A 15,829-nucleotide genomic window follows, 5' to 3' on the forward strand; every position below is an offset into this window, starting at 1 on the left:
CGACTAGAGATTTGACGCGATCCGATCGCCGATCTCGGTGGTCGACCGCGTCTCGTCACCGCGCGTGGCCAGATGCTGCTCGACGGCCTTGTCGACGCGAGCGGCCGCATCGAGTTCGCCCGCGTGCGCAAGCAACAGCGCCACCGACATGATCGCCGCGGTGGGATCGGCGATGCCCTGTCCCGCGATGTCGGGTGCGCTGCCGTGCACCGGCTCGAACATCGACGGGTTGGTTCGGGTCGCGTCGATATTGCCGCTGGCCGCCAGGCCGATGCCGCCGCACACCGCGGCCGCGAGGTCGGTGACGATGTCGCCGAACAGGTTGTCGGTGACAATGACGTCGAACCGGCCGGGGTCGGTGACGAGGTGGATGGTGGCGGAGTCGACGTGCTGATAGGCGATCTCGACGTCGGGGTACTCGGCGCTGACCTCCTGCACGGTGCGCCACCACAGCGCACCCGCATAGGTCAGGACGTTGTTCTTGTGCACCAGCGTCAGGTGTTTGCGTCGCTTCGCCGCGCGGCCGAACGCGTCGTGCACGACCCGTCGCACGCCGAACGCGGTGTTGACGCTGACCTCGGTGGCGATTTCATGGGGTGTGCCGACGCGGATCGCTCCACCGGTCCCGGTGTAAGGACCCTCGGTGCCCTCACGGACCACGACGAAGTCGATGTCCGGGTTCCCGGCCAACGGACTGCTCACCCCCGGATAGAGCCGGGCGGGACGCAGGTTGATGTGGTGGTCGAGTGCGAACCGGATTCGCAGCAGCAGACCGCGTTCCAGCAGACCACTGGGAACCGACGGATCGCCGATGGCGCCGAGCAGGATCGCATCGTGCGCGCGGAGCTCGTCGAGCACCGATTCGGGCAGTACGTCTCCGGTGGCGTGGTACCGCCGCGCCCCGAGGTCGTAGCTGGTCTTGTCGACACCCGGTACGACGGCGTCGAGTACCTTGACCGCTTCGTCGATGACCTCCGGGCCGATGCCGTCGCCCGCGATGACCGCCAGTTTCACGTCAGGTCCACCACTTCCAGCAGCATGGCGCCGACGGCCGCGGTGATCGCCGCCCGGACGTCTTCGGGTACGTCTCGGTCGATGCGCAGCAGGATCGTCGCGCCCGGACCCTCCGCATCTTCGCTGAGCTGGGCGGCGTGAATGTTGATGTCGGCGGTGCCGAGGAGGGTGCCGATCTTGCCCAACGTGCCCGGCTGGTCGATGTAGTTGACGATCAGGTAGACGCCCTCGGCGCGCAGATCGAAGTTGCGGCCGTTGATCTGGACGATCTTCTCGACCAGCTGCGGACCCGACAGCGTGCCGGAAACATTGGCGACCGAACCGTCGGAGTACACCGCGCGCACGTCGACCACACTGCGGTGGTTCGGGCTCTCCGTGGCGGTGCTGATGTCGGCCTCGACACCGCGTTCGGCCGCCAGCGCCGGCGCGTTGACGAACGTCACCGGGTCCTCGATGACAGCGCTGAACAACCCGCGCAGCGCTGAAAGGCGCAGTACGTCAACATCTTCGGACGCCAGCTCGCCGCGGACCTGAATCGACAGGGACACCGGAAGTTCACTGCACAACACGCCGACCAACAGGCCCAGTTTTCGGACCAGGTCCAGCCACGGCGCGACTTCCTCGCCGACGACGCCGCCGCCGACGTTCACTGCGTCGGGTACGAACTCACCTGCCAGCGCAAGCTTCACGCTCTCGGCGACGTCGGTGCCCGCTCGGTCCTGCGCCTCTGCAGTCGACGCGCCGAGGTGGGGCGTCACCACGACCTGGGGTAGTTCGAAGAGCGGGCTGTCCGTGCACGGTTCGGTGGCAAATACGTCGAGGCCGGCGCCGCGCACGTGGCCGCTGGTGATCGCATCCGCGAGCGCCGCTTCGTCGATCAGGCCACCGCGTGCCGCGTTGACGATGATGACGCCGGGCTTGGTCTTGGCCAGCGCGTCCTTTCCGATCAGGCCGGCTGTCTCCTTGGTCTTGGGCAGGTGCACCGAGATGAAGTCGGCGCGGCCCAACAGCTCGTCGAGGGTGAGCAGCTCGATGCCCAATTGGGCGGCGCGAGCGGCCGACACGTACGGGTCGTACGCCACGACGTGCGTGCCGAAGGCGGCCAGTCGCTGAGCGACCAACTGTCCGATTCGCCCGAGGCCGACGACGCCGACGGTCTTGCCGAAGATCTCGGTGCCGGAGAACGACGAGCGCTTCCACGCGTGCTCACGCAGCGTCGCGTCGGCGGCGGGGATCTGCCGAGCGGCCGAAAGCATGAGCGCCAGCGCGTGCTCGGCGGCGCTGTGGATGTTGGAGGTCGGCGCGTTGACCACCAGGACGCCGCGTGAGGTGGCCGCGTCTACGTCGACGTTGTCCAGGCCAACGCCGGCGCGGGCGACGATCTTGAGTTTCGACGCGGCGGCGAGCACCTCGGCATCCACGGTGGTTGCCGAGCGCACCAGCAGTGCGTCGGCCTCGGGCACCGCGGCCAGTAGCTTTTCTCGGTCCGGACCATCGACCCAGCGCACTTCCACCTGGTCACCCAGTGCGGCGACGGTCGACTCCGCCAGCTTGTCTGCGATCAATACAACGGGCAGGCTCACGCGGTCAGCCTAATGGGATCTAATTGGGCGGTGGACGTCACCGTGGTCGGCAGCGGACCGAACGGCTTGGCCGCCGCCGTCATCTGCGCGCGCGCCGGTCTGTCAGTGCAGGTGTTCGAGGCACAGCCGTCACTGGGTGGCGGCGCACGGACCCTCGCCGACCCCGAGTTCGGCGAGGTCTCCCACGATGTCTGTTCGGCCGTGCACCCGCTCGCGTTGGCTTCACCGTTTTTGGCGGAATTCGATCTGCCCGCCCGCGGGGTGGACTTGCAGGTGCCCGCCGTCTCGTACGCCAATCCGCTTCCCGGTAAACCCACGGCGGTCGGCTATCACGATCTGGACCGCACCTGCGCGGAGCTGGTACACGGCGACTCGTGGCGGCGGCTGCTCGGCCCACTCACCAAGCGCGATGAGGGCGTCGTCGACTTCCTCCTCGGGGACAAGCGCTCGCTCCCGCGCGATCTGATCGCCGCGGCGTACCTCGCGCGAAACATGCTCGAGCAGGGCACGCCGCTGTGGGGCAGGCTCACCGGTGCCGACGCGCGCGCCTTGTTCACCGGCGTTGCCGCACATGCCATCAACCGGATGCCGTCATTCGTCACCACCGGTGCCGGACTGATGCTGGCCACACTCGCGCACACCGTGGGCTGGCCCATCCCGGTGGGCGGCAGCCAGGCCATTCCCGACGCCCTCATCGCCGACCTGCGCGCACATGGCGGTGTCATCACGGCGGGCGAAGCGGTCACCGAACCACCGGGCGGTGTAGTGCTTTTCGACACCGCGCCGACGGCGCTGTTATCCATCTACCGGAATGCAGTCCCCGCGCGATACGCAAAAGCTTTGCGGCACTATCGGTTCGGCCCGGGCGTGGCCAAGGTGGATTTCGTGCTGTCCGACGAGATTCCGTGGGCGGACCCACGTGCGGCCGATGCTCCGACACTGCACATGGGTGGCAGCCGAGAGCAGATGGCGCACGCCGAAAAGGAGATCGCCGCGGGCAGACATCCCGAATGGCCGATGGTGCTCGCCTCGCTGCCGCACCTGGCTGACCCGAACCGCATCGATGCGCAGGGGCGGCGGCCCCTATGGACCTATGCGCACGTGCCCCACGGCTCGCCGGTCGACCAAGCCGAGACGATCACCCAGATCTTCGAGCGTTTCGCACCCGGCTTTCGCGACGTCGTCGTCGCGGTGCGATCGGTACCGGCCTCACGGTTGGCCGAACACAACGCCAACCTCGTCGGCGGCGACATCGGCGTCGGCGGCAACACGCTGCTGCACGCGCTCACCGGGCCGACACCGCGGCTCAACCCGTGGGCCACTCCGATTCCGAAGGTCTATCTCTGCTCGTCGGCGACACCCCCCGGCGGTGGTGTGCACGGTATGGCGGGCTTCTACGCGGCACGCACCATGCTGCGCCGCGAATTCGGAATCAAAACGCTGCCCAGCCTCTCGCCGTAACCGGTTTTGCCGGAAATCGCCGGGGTACCCGGGCGACATGAGTTCGGAGTTTCACAAGGGCGACAAGGTCCAATGGAGTAGCCACGGAAAGACCGTCACCGGGACTGTCGAGGAGAAGATCACCAGCGACCGCGAGACGGCGGGGCGGACGGTGCGAGCCTCACCGGAAGAACCGCAGTACCGGGTGCGCAGCGATAAGAGCGGACGCGACGCCGTGCACAAACCGGACGCTTTGCAGCGGTCGAAGTAGCTGCCTTCGAAAAGTGGCTCAACACAGTGGAATCCAAGGCCATGGGACAGATATCAGGCGTTGAGTCCCGCCCATATGACCGGTTCTAGTTCACCGCGGCGAAGTGGTCGACAGCTTCACGGAGGCTGTTCAGCCGCGACGCGTGAATCCGCTCGATCACCGCATCCCAGCCCGGACCGCCGACACTGACCGAGGCGTGCACGGCGAGGTCGTTGACCGTTTGGAAGTCAGCGGTGTCCTCGGTCTGTGACCACAACAGTGTCGCGACCGGTCGTCCTTTGCGCTGGACCGCATCGAGAAGCGCTGCCCGCGGGACGTCCGCGCCGAGCATCAACGCACCGCGTCCACGTTCTGCAAGGGCCGCGCGCAGCGCTTCCAGTGCAAGAAAGTGCGTTTCGCGCGGCGTGCAGGCAAGAATGATGGACGCCGATTCTTCAGGCGCAGCAAGGGGATAACGCTGCAACGACCGTGTCACGGTCCACGACAGCGCATGCTCGACGTCGATGCAGCCCTCCCCCTGGGCCTGCCGTCGGGCGATATCGTCGAACGCCGGACGTATCAGTTGATCCCACGTGTCGAGCACACCGAAGTGGCGTAGATGACGATCGAGCAACAGACCTGCGGTGAACACATCGAAATCGAAGGCGGAGTCGAGCAGCGCCGCGGAATCACCGCGGGACGGTCGTATCGAGTCGATCGCGGTTCGTGCCGCGCTGCGCGGGCTCGCACCCTCGACGATGAGTTCGTACATCCGCTGCGCAACCGCAATGTCGGTCTCGCTGTAGAGGCGATGCCGACCGGGGCTGTGTTCGGACGGACCCACGCCGTACCGCTGGTTCCAGCTGCGCAGCGTCGCGGTAGGCACGCCAAGACGCTCAGCGACGACGCGGACGGTGTACAGGGGCTCGTCCGCGGTGACGCTCTCGGGCTTATTCGACGTGGTCAACCCCGCCAGAATAGAGCTTCGATCTGGGTATATGGGGTATTCAATGCACAATCGATGCAGAATTTTGCGCCGAACCGTGTCTCACCGCCCATATCGGGTATCTCTTTCGCCGTGACACAGCCCGAGAATCCCCGGCGACCGGCCGGCCTCGACGATGCAACGGTCGAAGCCGTCGGCACGGTTTCCGAGGCGCTCGAATTCGTGGAGCGCGCCCGCGGCCATCTGTATTCGTTCCATCAGCTGATGGGCCATGCCGATCTTCTGCTCGGCAAAGCCTGCGACCAACTGCGTGAGGCCGGGCACGGCGCAGTGGCCGACCGACTCGAGGACGAAGTCGTGGGCCGCAATGTCCTATACGGACGCTGGACGTTCCAGATCGTCGAGGAGTTCGACGACAACTACTGGTCGTTGTTCCGTGACCATGAGCAACGCGTGCGTTCGGAGCTGCAACAGGGCGCGCGCCATGTGTTCGAGGCGGACATGAAGGAGCGGCGCCGCACCCACGGCAAGGCCGGCCACGAACGGCGTCCGTAGCGGCGTTCCCGCCCGCAAGCGATTACGGTTTGCCAAATGACCGATCGGGAAGAATTGTCGTGGGACCAGTTCGGTGCCGCGACACGGCAACTCGCCTCGGCCGTCGTCGACGACGGTTTCGCACCCGATCTCATACTCGCTGTGGCGCGCGGTGGGTTGTTCGTCGCAGGCGCGCTCGGCTACGCGCTGGAGGTCAAAAAGGTGCACATGATGAACGTCGAGTACTACACCGGCGTGGACCAGCGCCTGGATGCGCCTGTCCTGCTGCCTCCCCTGCCCGACGTCGCCGATCTGGGTGGTGCACGCATGCTGATCGCCGACGACGTCGCGGACACCGGGGCGACACTGCGTTTCGTCCGCGACTTCTGCGCCGAACACGTCGCGGAGGTCCGCTGTGCCGTCGTCTACCAGAAGCCGCAGTCGGAAATCGATTGCGAATACGTCTGGCGCCGCACCGATTTGTGGATCGAATTCCCATGGACCGGGGCGATTCCGGTGTAGCCAGTTGCGATGAGCGCGACCGGCCACACCGAAATCACACGGTCAGGCGGTTTCGGTGATGGGGCGATCGACCCAGCTCATCAAGTCGCGCAGCTTCTTGCCAGTCACCTCGATGGGATGCTCGGCGTTCGCCTTGCGCAGTCCCTCGAGTTCCTTGTTGCCGCCCTCGACGTTGGCGACCAGACGCTTCACGAAGGTGCCGTCCTGGATCTCGGCCAGAATCTGCTTCATGCGCTTCTTGGTGTCGGCGTCGATCACACGCGGCCCGGACAGGTAGCCACCGAACTCCGCGGTGTCGGAGACCGAGTAGTTCATCCGCGCGATGCCGCCCTCGTACATCAGGTCGACGATCAGCTTGAGTTCGTGCAGCACCTCGAAGTAGGCCAATTCGGGCTCGTAGCCCGCCTCGACCATGACGTCGAAGCCGGTCTTGACGAGTTCCTCGGTGCCACCGCACAACACGGCCTGCTCACCGAAGAGGTCGGTCTCGGTCTCGTCCTTGAACGTCGTCTTGATGACGCCCGCGCGGGTGCCACCGATCCCCTTGGCGTACGAGAGCGCGAGCGCCTCGCCCTCACCCTTGGGATCCTGGTCGACCGCGATCAGACACGGCACACCCTTACCGTCGACGAACTGACGACGCACCAGGTGGCCCGGGCCTTTCGGGGCAACCATGCCGATGGTGACGTTGGCCGGCGGCTTGATCAGGTCGAAGTGGATGTTCAGGCCGTGACCGAAGAACAGCGCGTTGCCGTCCTCCAGGTTGGGCTCGATGTCGTTTTTGAAGATGTCAGCCTGCGCGGTGTCGGGCGCCAGCAGCATGATCACGTCGGCCCACTTGGCCACCTCGGCGGGCGTGTCCACGTCCAGGCCCTGCTCGGTGACCTTGTCGCGGGACTTCGATCCCTCCTTCAGGCCGACCTTCACCTGCACGCCGGAGTCGCGCAGAGACAGCGAGTGTGCGTGGCCCTGGCTGCCGTAGCCGATGACGCCGACCTTGCGTCCCTGGATGATCGACAGGTCCGCGTCGTCGTCGTAGAACATCTCAACTGGCATTCGTGACTTTCCTTCTCTTTGCTTTTCTACTGATTGGGATTATTTGACGGTGCCGATGCCGCGCGGACCGCGCGACAGCGACACCACACCGGACTGCACGAGCTCGCGGATTCCATACGGCTCCAACACCCGCAGCAGTGCCTCGAGCTTCTCGGGGGTGCCGGTCGCCTCGACGGTCAGCGACTCTGTAGAGACATCAACGACCTTGGCGCGGAAGAGATTCACTGCCTCGATGACCTGGCTGCGCGTGGATGCATCGGTGCGCACCTTGATGAGCGCCAACTCCCGAGCGACCGCATTGTCCTCGTCCTGTTCGACGATCTTGATCACGTTGACCAGCTTGTTGAGCTGCTTGGTGATCTGCTCGAGCGGTGAGTCCTCGACACTCACCACGATCGTCATCCGGGACATGTCCTTCTGCTCGGTCGCACCGACCGCGAGTGACTGAATGTTGAAGCCACGCCGTGAGAACAGCGATGCGACGCGTGCCAGCACGCCGGGCTTGTCCTCGACGAGCACCGACAGGGTGTGGGTGTTGACGGCCATCAGGCGTGTCCCTCTTCGTTGTCGAACAGCGGGCGGATACCGCGCGCGGCCTGGATCTCGTCATTGCTGGTGCCTGCGGCCACCATCGGCCACACCTGCGCGTCGGCGCCGACGATGAAGTCGATGACGACGGGACGGTCGTTGATCTCCCGTGCCTGCTGGATGACGGACTCAACGTCTTCGGCACGCTCACAACGCAACCCGACACAGCCGAGGGCCTCGGCCAGCTTGACGAAGTCCGGGATGCGATGTGAATGCGTGGCGAGATCGGTTTGGCTGTAGCGCTCCTCGTAGAAGAGCGTCTGCCACTGCCGCACCATGCCCAGATTGCCGTTGTTGATGATCGCGACCTTGATCGGCGCGCCCTCGACGGCGCACGTCGCCAGTTCCTGATTGGTCATTTGGAAGCAGCCGTCGCCGTCGATCGCCCACACCTCGGCATCGGGGCGACCGAACTTGGCCCCCATCGCGGCCGGAACCGCGAAGCCCATGGTGCCGAGACCGCCCGAGTTCAGCCAGGTTTTCGGCTTCTCGTACTTGATGAACTGCGCGGCCCACATCTGGTGCTGCCCAACGCCTGCGACGTACACCGCGTCCGGGCCCGCGATCTTGCCCAGGGTCTCGATGACGTACTCGGGCGAGAGGCTGCCGTCGCTCTGTGCGCCGTAGCTCAATGGGTAGGTCGACTGCACGCCGCGCAGATACTCCCACCATTTGTCGGTCTTGATCGAACCGATGCTGCCGTCGCGCCGCAGCACCTCGATCAGGTCGGTGATCACCGCTTTGACGTCACCGACGATCGGCACGTCGGCGTGGCGGTTCTTACCGATCTCGGCCGGGTCGATGTCGGCGTGGATCACCTTGGCTTCCGGCGCAAAGGAATCCAGCTTGCCGGTCACCCGGTCGTCGAACCGCGTGCCCAACGCGATCAGCAGATCGCTGCGCTGCAGAGCGGCCACCGCGGCCACCGTGCCGTGCATCCCCGGCATGCCCATGTTCTGCGGATGGCTGTCCGGGAACGCGCCGCGGGCCATCAGGGTGGTGACGACCGGGATCCCGGTCAGCTCGGCCAGATTCAGCAGTTCGTCGGTGGCCTCGCCGCGGATCACGCCGCCGCCCACATACAGCACCGGCCTGCGGGCCGCCGCGATCAGTTTGGCGGCCTCACGAACCTGGCGATTGTGCGGCTTGGTGTTCGGCTTGTAACCGGGCAGATCGATCTGCGGCGGCCAGCTGAACGTGCACTGCCCCTGCAGCACGTCCTTCGGGATGTCGACGAGCACCGGGCCCGGGCGGCCTGTCCGCGCGATGTGGAACGCCTCGGCCATCACCCGTGCGATGTCGTCGCCGTCGCGGACCAGGAAGTTGTGCTTGGTGATGGGCATCGTGATGCCGGAGATGTCGGCTTCCTGGAACGCGTCCGTGCCGATCAGCGCGCGCCCGACCTGCCCGGTGACCGCGACGACGGGGATCGAGTCCATGTAGGCGTCGGCCAGCGGAGTGACCAGGTTGGTCGCACCCGGACCCGACGTCGCCATGCACACACCGACCTTGCCGGTGGCGTGTGCATAGCCGCTGGCGGCGTGGCCCGCCCCCTGCTCGTGGCGCACCAGGATGTGGCGCAGCTTCTGCGAGTCGAAAAGCGGGTCGTAGACCGGCAACACGGCACCGCCGGGGATGCCGAAGATCGTGTCGACGTCGAGTTCCTCCAGCGACCGGATTACTGCCTGCGCTCCGGTGAGCTGGTGCGGCGCAATGCGTTTGGACGGCGCCGAGCTGGGCTTGGGCGCGGCATGTTTCCCGTTCGGCGCGGTCTCCGACTGCTCGGGCGGTCGCGTGGTGGGTGCGCTCACGATGTTCTCTCTCTGTTCCTGGTTGTTTCTAGGATCTCAAATCGGTGGTGGGGCAAGAAAAAACCCCCGTCAGCTGGGCTGCTGTACGAGGGTCGCGCGTCGATGCTGTTGGCTATGCCCGGGCGAGGGCTAGCGCGGCATCAACGCGCTTCCCAATTACTACGAGCAATCCCGGGGCCTGCATAACACCTGACGGTAGCCTCCGCACAGGTCAACGGTCAAATTCCCGGCACCCTGCCGCAGGGTGCCAAAATGGCCATGTGAGTGCCGACACCGATCAACAGCCCGTCGTCATCCGGATTTCCCCGATGGCACATTTTGCGGTCGGATTCTTCACACTGGGCCTGCTGGCGGTGATTCTCGCCGGTCCGCACTGGGTTGCGCTCCTGCTCGTCATCCCGATTTTGCTGTCGGTCGCGGTGGTCAGGTACCGCACGATCGCCGACAGCGCGACGGTGACCGCTCGGACACTGCTTGGCAGCCAGACCGTCGGCTGGGATGACATCGACGGCCTGCGGTTCGGCAGGTCGTCCTGGGCGACGGCGCAACTCAAAGACGGCAGCGAACTCCAGCTCCCCGCGGTGACGTTCGCGACGTTGCCGCAGCTCACCGAGGTGAGCGCGGGCCGGGTGCCCAACCCCTACGCGTAACGCGCTAACCCAGCGGATTGCCGCCGTTGAGCAGCACCCAGGCCGCGACACCGACACCGACCGCAAGCAGCAACGCGATGAACGAGCCGACGAACGGACGTCGGGCCCAGCCGCGTCCTGCGTCGAGACCGTACCGGCCGGGACCGGTCAGGATGAGCGCCGCCACCGCGCCCGCCAGGAACACCTTGTATTCGTGGCCATCGGTGAGGAACAACGCCAGCCTGGCCTCTTCGTGGGCCGCCATCGCCTCCGCGAGCAGGCCGGTCACCAGGTATGCCAGCGCGCCGGCCGCCGCCACCGGGGTGAACAGACCGAGCACCAGCAGCAGGCCCGCGGCGATCTGACCAAAGGTCGTGACGTAGGTCAGGATGTCGGCGTATTTGAAGCCCATCGCGCTCAGCGAATCGCCCCAGCCGTCCAGGCCGGGACCGTCGAACAAACCGAAGGCCTTCTGCAGTCCGTGTGCGATCAGGATCGCACCGATGCCGAGGCGCAAGAAGAGAAGACCGAGATCCTGGGTGCCGCGGCGGTCATCGCCCCGGGTGTGAGCGTCGATATCCGGCCCGTACTCGGCCGGGTCTGCTCCGTACGGGGACAGGGAATGCCGACCGCCCGGCTGGACGTACGGCAGCGGTTCGGGCTCGTTGAGCAGCCCGAAGCCGCCGGCGGTTTCGGAAGAAGACCGGCCGGAGTCGTACGGCGGGATCGCCGTCGTTTCGAAGTCGCCGGCGTAATTCGCGGACGGAAGATCGTCCTCGGGGTCGACCAGGCTCGCCGACATGGGGCGCCCGGCCGCGTCGTCGGGCCGCTGCCACGCGCTTGGGTCGTGGGGTTGACTGGTCACGACCCCCAGCGTAAGGGCTGTTCGCCTGTGACCCGAGGATTGGCGCGGTGCTTTCTGGCCACCATTTCGCGGGCCTTCTCCATGTGCGACGCAAGCACGTGCGTGGCGCGCACCACCGAACGATCCGTAATCTGGCTCGCATGAGACTGCGGCGGCCGATGCGGACTGTGTTCGCCGTGGTGTGTGCGGCGTTGCTGGTGGCGTCGGGCTGCGCGCGATTCGACGACGCGCAATCGCAACCGTTCACGACCGAGCCGGAACTGAAGCCCGGACCGTCCTCGAAGCCGCCGCCACCTCCGCCGCTGCCGCCCAAGCCGTTCCCGAAGGAATGCCCGGCGCCCGGCGTCATGCAGGGCTGCCTGGAAAGCACCAGCGGCCTGATCATGCTGCCCGACAGCCAGTCCGCGCTGGTGGGTGAACGCACGACCGGCGCGGTCAAAGAGGTGTCGGTGCGCGCCGAACCCAAGGTCAAAGTCGTCCTACCCGTCGACGGGTCCGGTGACGGCGGGCTCATGGACATCGTCTTGTCACCGACGTACGTCCAGGACCGGCTGATGTACGCCTACGTCAGCACCCCGACCGACAATCGGGTCATCCGCATCGCCGACGGCGACATACCCAAGCCGATCCTGACCGGCATCCCCAAGGGCCCGACCGGTAACACCGGGTCGCTGATCTTCACCAGCCCGACCACCCTGCTGGTACAGACGGGCGACGCCGGTGACCCCGCTCAGGCCGGTGATCCTCGCTCACTGGCCGGCAAGTTGTTGCGGATCGAGCAGCCGACGACGGTCGACCAGGCGCCGACGACGACGGCGCTGTCCGGTTTGGGCGCCGGCGGTGGGCTGTGCATCGACCCGTCGGACGAGTCGCTGTACGTCACCGATCGCACACCGACCGGTGATCGCCTACAGAAGATCGCCAAGGACTCCACGGTATCGACCGTATGGACGTGGCCCGACCGCCCGGGCGTCGCCGGCTGCGCGGCACTGGACGGCACCGTGCTGGTGAACCTCGTCAACACCAAACAGTCCGTCGCCGTTCGCATGGCACCGGACACGGGCGCGGTCACCGGCGATCCAGAGGTGGTGCGTCAGGACCAGCACGGCCACGCGTGGGCGATGGCGGTCTCACCCGACGGCAACGTCTGGGGCGCGACCATCAACAAGACGGCCGGTGATGCCGAGAAGCTCGACGACGTCGTCTTCCCGCTCTTCCCGCAGGGCGGCGGCTTCCCGCGTAAGAACGAGGACGCTACGTAAAAATCGCTGCGGCACTTCGGTTTTCGCTGCAGCGCCGAACAGCGAGCCGTTGCGCTTCAGGCCTCGACGAGGCGTAGCCCAACGATGCCGACGACGATGATCGACAGGAACAGCACCCGCGCCACACTGACGGTCTCACAGAACATGACCATGCCTGCCACGGCAACACCGACCGCGCCGATCCCGACCCACACCGCGTAGCCGGTCCCCGCAGGCAACTGCCGAAGCGCCACCGCGAGCAGGGTGAAGCTGAGCGCAGCACCGCCGATACCGATGACACTCGGCCACAGCCGACTGAGGCCGTCGGATTGTTTGAGCGCGGTGGCCCAGACGATTTCGAGCAGGCCCGCGCAGACGAGGATCACCCATGCCATGGTCAGGCGTTCGTGCCGCCGTCGGCGGTGAGCACGGCTCCGGTGATGTATGACGCGGCGGGACTCGCCAAAAACGCGACAGCGTCGGCGATCTCGCGCGCATCGGCGTACCGGCCGAGGGCGGACGTCGCCCGCTGTTCATCGGCCGTGTCACCCTCGACGGGATTCATGTCGGTATCTGTCGAGCCAGGTTGGACGACATTCACCGTGATCCCCCGCTCGCCGACATCACGGGCCAGTCCTTTGGTGAAGCCAATGAGAGCGGACTTGCTCATCGCGTACAGCGCGATGCCCGGATACGGCACGCGCTCGGCGAGATTGCTTCCGATGCTGATGATCCGGCCGCCGGCCGACATGTGTCGCACCGCGGCCTGGCTGGCCAGATACACGGCGCGGACGTGAATGGCGAGGGTGCGGTCGACGTCCTCGGCCGGCACGTCGTCGATGACTCCGAACGGGTAGATGCCCGCATTGTTGACGAGGATGTCCAGCCCACCCAGCTCGTCGGCGGTCTGCTGAACCGCGGTCACCACCTCGTCGGCGGCGGCGTTGTCGGCCTTGACGGCGAACCCCCGGCGCCCGTGGGCGCGGATGCGGTCGACAACCTCGTCGGCCCGCTCCTTGGACTGGGCGTAGGTGATGGCCACGTCTGAGCCCTGTTCGGCCATTCGCTCGGCGATCGCCGCCCCGATCCCCCTGCTCCCGCCGGTCACCAGCGCAACGCTCGATTCAGACATCCCATCCTCCTTTTTGTGTCGTTCGATACAAAATTAAATGCGGAGGCTACACTTGTCAACGAATTCTTTGTCGTTCGATACATAAAAGGAGGTGCGGCGCATGGCAACGCGTGGGAGACCCCGCGCCTTCGACCGCGACGAGGCCCTGCGGCGCGCCATGGAGGTGTTCTGGGAGCACGGCTACGAAGCCACCTCGATGAGCCACCTCACCGCGGCGATGGGCATCAGTTCCCCCAGCCTCTATGCGGCGTTCGGCAGCAAGGAGGAGCTTTTCCGCGAGGCGGTCGCCTTTTACAACGACACCTTGGGCGCGACAGCCGCCGCTGAGCTTCGTGAGCGACCGACTGCGCGGGAGGCGATCTCGGCGGTGCTGCGCCACCACGCCGTCGTCTTCTGCGACCCCGACAATCCCCGCGGATGCATGATCGTGCTCGCGGCGACCACGTCCGGCGACGACACCCGGTCAGTGCACGAGTATCTCGCGCAGTGGCGAATGGCGCTCGAGACCGACTTTCGCGAACGCGTCAAGCGCGGGATCGCCGAGGGCGACGTACCGGCCGGCGCCGACGCCGCCGCGATAGCCGCGTTCTACAACACGGTGAACCACGGGATGGCGATCCAGGCTCGCGACGGCGCCGATGAAAAGAAGTTGTCGTCGATAGCCGAGGGCGCGATCGCGGCGTGGGACGGACTGGTCGGACAGGCGGCCTAGCTGCAGGCGGCCAGCACCAGTTCGCGTACGCGGGCCGCGTCGGCTTGGCCCTTGGTCGCTTTCATCACCGCGCCGACGATGGCGCCGGCGGCCTGCACCTTGCCGCCGCGAATCTTCTCCGCGACATCGGGATTGGCAGCCAGGGCCTCATCGACGGCAGCCTGGATCAGCGAGTCGTCGCGCACGACGGCGAGTCCTCGATCGGTCATCACCTGTTCGGGCTCACCTTCGCCGGCCAATACGCCCTCGACGACCTGACGCGCCAGCTTGTTCGATAGCTTGCCCTCGTCGACGAGCTTCACCACCGCGGCGACCTGCGCGGGGGTGATCGGGAGCGCCTCGAGTTCCACTCCGCCTTCATTGGCCTTCTGCACCAGGAAATTTCCCCACCAAGCGCGGGCAGCGTCACTGGTAGCGCCGTGTTCGACGGTCGCGGCGATGAGGTCGAGAGCTCCGATGTTGACCAGATCGCGCATCACCTCGTCGGAGATGCCCCAGTCCTGCTGAATCCGATTGCGGGTCAACCACGGTAGCTCGGGAATGGTGCCCCGCAGCCGTTCGACGAGTTCTGCACTCGGTGCGACCGGTTCGAGGTCGGGCTCGGGGAAATACCGGTAGTCCTGTGCGGTCTCCTTGCTGCGACCGGCGGTCGTGTAACCGTCTTCGTGGAAGTGGCGAGTCTCCTGAGTGATCTTGCCGCCCGCCTCGAGAACCGCTGCCTGACGCCGCATCTCGTACCGCACGGCGACCTCGACGCTCTTGAGCGAGTTCACGTTCTTGGTCTCGGTGCGTGTGCCGAACTCGGTGGCGCCCTTGGGCTTCAGTGACACGTTGGAGTCGCAGCGCATCGAGCCCTGGTCCATCCGTACGTCGGAAACTCCCAAGGCGCGCAACAGATCTCGCAGCGCGGTTACGTATGCCTTGGCGATCTCCGGTGCGCGTTCGCCGGTGCCCTCGATGGGCTTGGTGACGATCTCGATCAGCGGAACACCGGCGCGGTTGTAGTCGAGCAGCGACGTGGTCGCACCCTCGATGCGGCCGGTGTCGCTGCCCAGGTGTGTCAGCTTGCCGGTGTCTTCCTCCATGTGCGCGCGTTCGATCTCCACGCGCCAGGTGGTCCCGTCCTCGAGCGGCACGTCAAGGTAGCCGTTGACGGCGATCGGCTCGTCGTACTGGCTGATCTGGTAGTTCTTCGGCTGGTCCGGGTAGAAGTAGTTCTTCCTGGCGAACCGACCCCACGGGGCGATATCGCAGTTCAGCGCCAATCCGATCCGGATGGCCGACTCGACCGCGGACTGGTTGAGCACCGGCAACGATCCGGGCAGGCCCAGGCACACGGGGCACACCTGCGTGTTGGGTTCGCCGCCGAACTCGTTGGTGCACCCGCAGAACATCTTGGTGGCGGTGGAGAGCTCGACGTGGACTTCCATGCCCATGACGGGGTCGTAGCGGGCAATGACCTCGTCGTAGTCGAGAAGCTCAGCGGCGGCGACAGTCATGACTCCG

17 protein-coding genes are annotated in these 15,829 nt (G+C 66.2%); 7 read left to right on the forward strand and 10 right to left on the reverse strand.

What is annotated here, in order from left to right; translation table 11 throughout:
• Window positions 1-3: 3 nt before the first annotated feature.
• Both BST47_RS13100 and serA read right to left on the reverse strand, forming a co-directional pair.
• Window positions 4-1,014 (reverse strand): 3-isopropylmalate dehydrogenase, encoded by a 1,011-nt coding sequence (locus tag BST47_RS13100; RefSeq protein ID WP_083125961.1) that lies wholly within the window; start codon window positions 1,012-1,014, stop codon window positions 4-6.
• A complete protein-coding gene (gene serA, locus BST47_RS13105) occupies window positions 1,011-2,597 on the reverse strand; it encodes a phosphoglycerate dehydrogenase (RefSeq protein WP_083125962.1) in 1,587 nt (528 codons plus the stop codon). The genes BST47_RS13100 and serA overlap by 4 nt, the downstream gene beginning before the upstream one ends.
• Window positions 2,598-2,627: 30 nt before the next feature.
• On the opposite strand from serA, the gene BST47_RS13110 reads away from it, so the two are divergent.
• Window positions 2,628-4,058, forward strand: coding sequence for a phytoene desaturase family protein (locus BST47_RS13110; RefSeq protein ID WP_207568609.1), 1,431 nt, complete (start codon window positions 2,628-2,630; stop codon window positions 4,056-4,058).
• A gap of 37 nt (window positions 4,059-4,095) precedes the next feature.
• The gene (locus BST47_RS13115; RefSeq protein ID WP_083125964.1) at window positions 4,096-4,308 is read left to right on the forward strand and encodes a hypervirulence associated TUDOR domain-containing protein; all 213 of its coding nucleotides are present in this window, start codon (window positions 4,096-4,098) and stop codon (window positions 4,306-4,308) included.
• 85 nt (window positions 4,309-4,393) lie between these two features.
• Here the strand turns inward: BST47_RS13115 and BST47_RS13120 are convergent, their stop codons facing one another.
• Window positions 4,394-5,254: a MerR family transcriptional regulator gene (locus tag BST47_RS13120; RefSeq protein ID WP_083125965.1), complete on the reverse strand. Its 861-nt coding sequence runs from the start codon at window positions 5,252-5,254 to the stop codon at window positions 4,394-4,396.
• Window positions 5,255-5,365: 111 nt separating this feature from the next.
• Here BST47_RS13120 and BST47_RS13125 point away from each other — a divergent pair, with 111 nt between their 5' ends.
• Window positions 5,366-5,788, forward strand: coding sequence for a hypothetical protein (locus tag BST47_RS13125; protein WP_083126158.1), 423 nt, complete (start codon window positions 5,366-5,368; stop codon window positions 5,786-5,788).
• A gap of 36 nt (window positions 5,789-5,824) precedes the next feature.
• Window positions 5,825-6,289, forward strand: coding sequence for a phosphoribosyltransferase (locus BST47_RS13130; RefSeq protein WP_083125966.1), 465 nt, complete (start codon window positions 5,825-5,827; stop codon window positions 6,287-6,289).
• A gap of 42 nt (window positions 6,290-6,331) precedes the next feature.
• Here the strand turns inward: BST47_RS13130 and ilvC are convergent, their stop codons facing one another.
• Genes ilvC through BST47_RS13145 form a run of 3 tightly spaced genes read right to left on the reverse strand, consistent with a single transcriptional unit; the run spans window position 6,332 to window position 9,744 of the window.
• Window positions 6,332-7,345: a ketol-acid reductoisomerase gene (gene ilvC / locus BST47_RS13135; RefSeq protein ID WP_083125967.1), complete on the reverse strand. Its 1,014-nt coding sequence runs from the start codon at window positions 7,343-7,345 to the stop codon at window positions 6,332-6,334.
• Window positions 7,346-7,384: 39 nt separating this feature from the next.
• Window positions 7,385-7,891 (reverse strand): acetolactate synthase small subunit, encoded by a 507-nt coding sequence (ilvN, locus tag BST47_RS13140; RefSeq protein ID WP_083125968.1) that lies wholly within the window; start codon window positions 7,889-7,891, stop codon window positions 7,385-7,387.
• The gene (locus BST47_RS13145) at window positions 7,891-9,744 is read right to left on the reverse strand and encodes an acetolactate synthase large subunit (RefSeq protein WP_083125969.1); all 1,854 of its coding nucleotides are present in this window, start codon (window positions 9,742-9,744) and stop codon (window positions 7,891-7,893) included. The genes ilvN and BST47_RS13145 overlap by 1 nt, the downstream gene beginning before the upstream one ends.
• A 308-nt stretch (window positions 9,745-10,052) precedes the next feature.
• On the opposite strand from BST47_RS13145, the gene BST47_RS13150 reads away from it, so the two are divergent.
• Entirely contained in the window at window positions 10,053-10,394 is a 342-nt protein-coding gene (locus BST47_RS13150) for a PH domain-containing protein (protein WP_083126159.1), read from the forward strand.
• A 4-nt stretch (window positions 10,395-10,398) separates the two neighbouring features.
• Here BST47_RS13150 and BST47_RS13155 read toward each other — a convergent pair whose 3' ends face one another.
• Window positions 10,399-11,238, reverse strand: coding sequence for a DoxX family protein (locus tag BST47_RS13155; RefSeq protein WP_165799786.1), 840 nt, complete (start codon window positions 11,236-11,238; stop codon window positions 10,399-10,401).
• A gap of 140 nt (window positions 11,239-11,378) precedes the next feature.
• Between BST47_RS13155 and BST47_RS13160 the strand changes: the two genes are divergently transcribed.
• Window positions 11,379-12,500: a PQQ-dependent sugar dehydrogenase gene (locus BST47_RS13160; protein ID WP_083125971.1), complete on the forward strand. Its 1,122-nt coding sequence runs from the start codon at window positions 11,379-11,381 to the stop codon at window positions 12,498-12,500.
• A gap of 56 nt (window positions 12,501-12,556) precedes the next feature.
• On the opposite strand, the gene BST47_RS13165 is transcribed toward BST47_RS13160, so the two are convergent.
• Both BST47_RS13165 and BST47_RS13170 read right to left on the reverse strand, forming a co-directional pair.
• Window positions 12,557-12,874 carry a DMT family transporter gene (locus tag BST47_RS13165; protein WP_083125972.1) on the reverse strand — a complete coding sequence of 106 codons (318 nt, stop codon included), beginning with the start codon at window positions 12,872-12,874 and terminating at the stop codon, window positions 12,557-12,559.
• Window positions 12,875-12,876: 2 nt separating this feature from the next.
• Entirely contained in the window at window positions 12,877-13,611 is a 735-nt protein-coding gene (locus BST47_RS13170) for a 3-oxoacyl-ACP reductase family protein (RefSeq protein WP_083125973.1), read from the reverse strand.
• Window positions 13,612-13,711: 100 nt separating this feature from the next.
• On the opposite strand from BST47_RS13170, the gene BST47_RS13175 reads away from it, so the two are divergent.
• Window positions 13,712-14,323, forward strand: a complete 612-nt coding sequence (locus tag BST47_RS13175) for a TetR/AcrR family transcriptional regulator (RefSeq protein ID WP_083125974.1) — start codon at window positions 13,712-13,714, stop codon at window positions 14,321-14,323.
• Here BST47_RS13175 and gatB read toward each other — a convergent pair.
• Window positions 14,320-15,822 (reverse strand): Asp-tRNA(Asn)/Glu-tRNA(Gln) amidotransferase subunit GatB, encoded by a 1,503-nt coding sequence (gene gatB / locus BST47_RS13180; RefSeq protein ID WP_083125975.1) that lies wholly within the window; start codon window positions 15,820-15,822, stop codon window positions 14,320-14,322. The two genes, BST47_RS13175 and gatB, sit on opposite strands and share 4 nt — an antisense overlap.
• Window positions 15,823-15,829 lie beyond the last annotated feature (7 nt).

The sequence above is a fragment of the Mycolicibacterium tusciae genome, assembly GCF_002086795.1.
Lineage (GTDB): Bacteria > Actinomycetota > Actinomycetes > Mycobacteriales > Mycobacteriaceae > Mycobacterium > Mycobacterium tusciae.

Bases quoted from the DNA above. Each gene is read 5' to 3' on its own strand.
- BST47_RS13115 (WP_083125964.1), top strand. From the start codon at position 4,096: ATGAGTTCGGAGTTTCACAAGGGCGACAAGGTCCAATGGAGTAGCCAC.
- BST47_RS13130 (WP_083125966.1), top strand. From the start codon at position 5,825: ATGACCGATCGGGAAGAATTGTCGTGGGACCAGTTCGGTGCCGCGACA.
- ilvC (WP_083125967.1), bottom strand. From the start codon at position 7,345: ATGCCAGTTGAGATGTTCTACGACGACGACGCGGACCTGTCGATCATC.
- ilvN (WP_083125968.1), bottom strand. From the start codon at position 7,891: ATGGCCGTCAACACCCACACCCTGTCGGTGCTCGTCGAGGACAAGCCC.
- BST47_RS13150 (WP_083126159.1), top strand. From the start codon at position 10,053: ATGGCACATTTTGCGGTCGGATTCTTCACACTGGGCCTGCTGGCGGTG.
- BST47_RS13160 (WP_083125971.1), top strand. From the start codon at position 11,379: ATGAGACTGCGGCGGCCGATGCGGACTGTGTTCGCCGTGGTGTGTGCG.
- BST47_RS13165 (WP_083125972.1), bottom strand. From the start codon at position 12,874: ATGGCATGGGTGATCCTCGTCTGCGCGGGCCTGCTCGAAATCGTCTGG.
- BST47_RS13170 (WP_083125973.1), bottom strand. From the start codon at position 13,611: ATGTCTGAATCGAGCGTTGCGCTGGTGACCGGCGGGAGCAGGGGGATC.
- BST47_RS13175 (WP_083125974.1), top strand. From the start codon at position 13,712: ATGGCAACGCGTGGGAGACCCCGCGCCTTCGACCGCGACGAGGCCCTG.
- gatB (WP_083125975.1), bottom strand. From the start codon at position 15,822: ATGACTGTCGCCGCCGCTGAGCTTCTCGACTACGACGAGGTCATTGCC.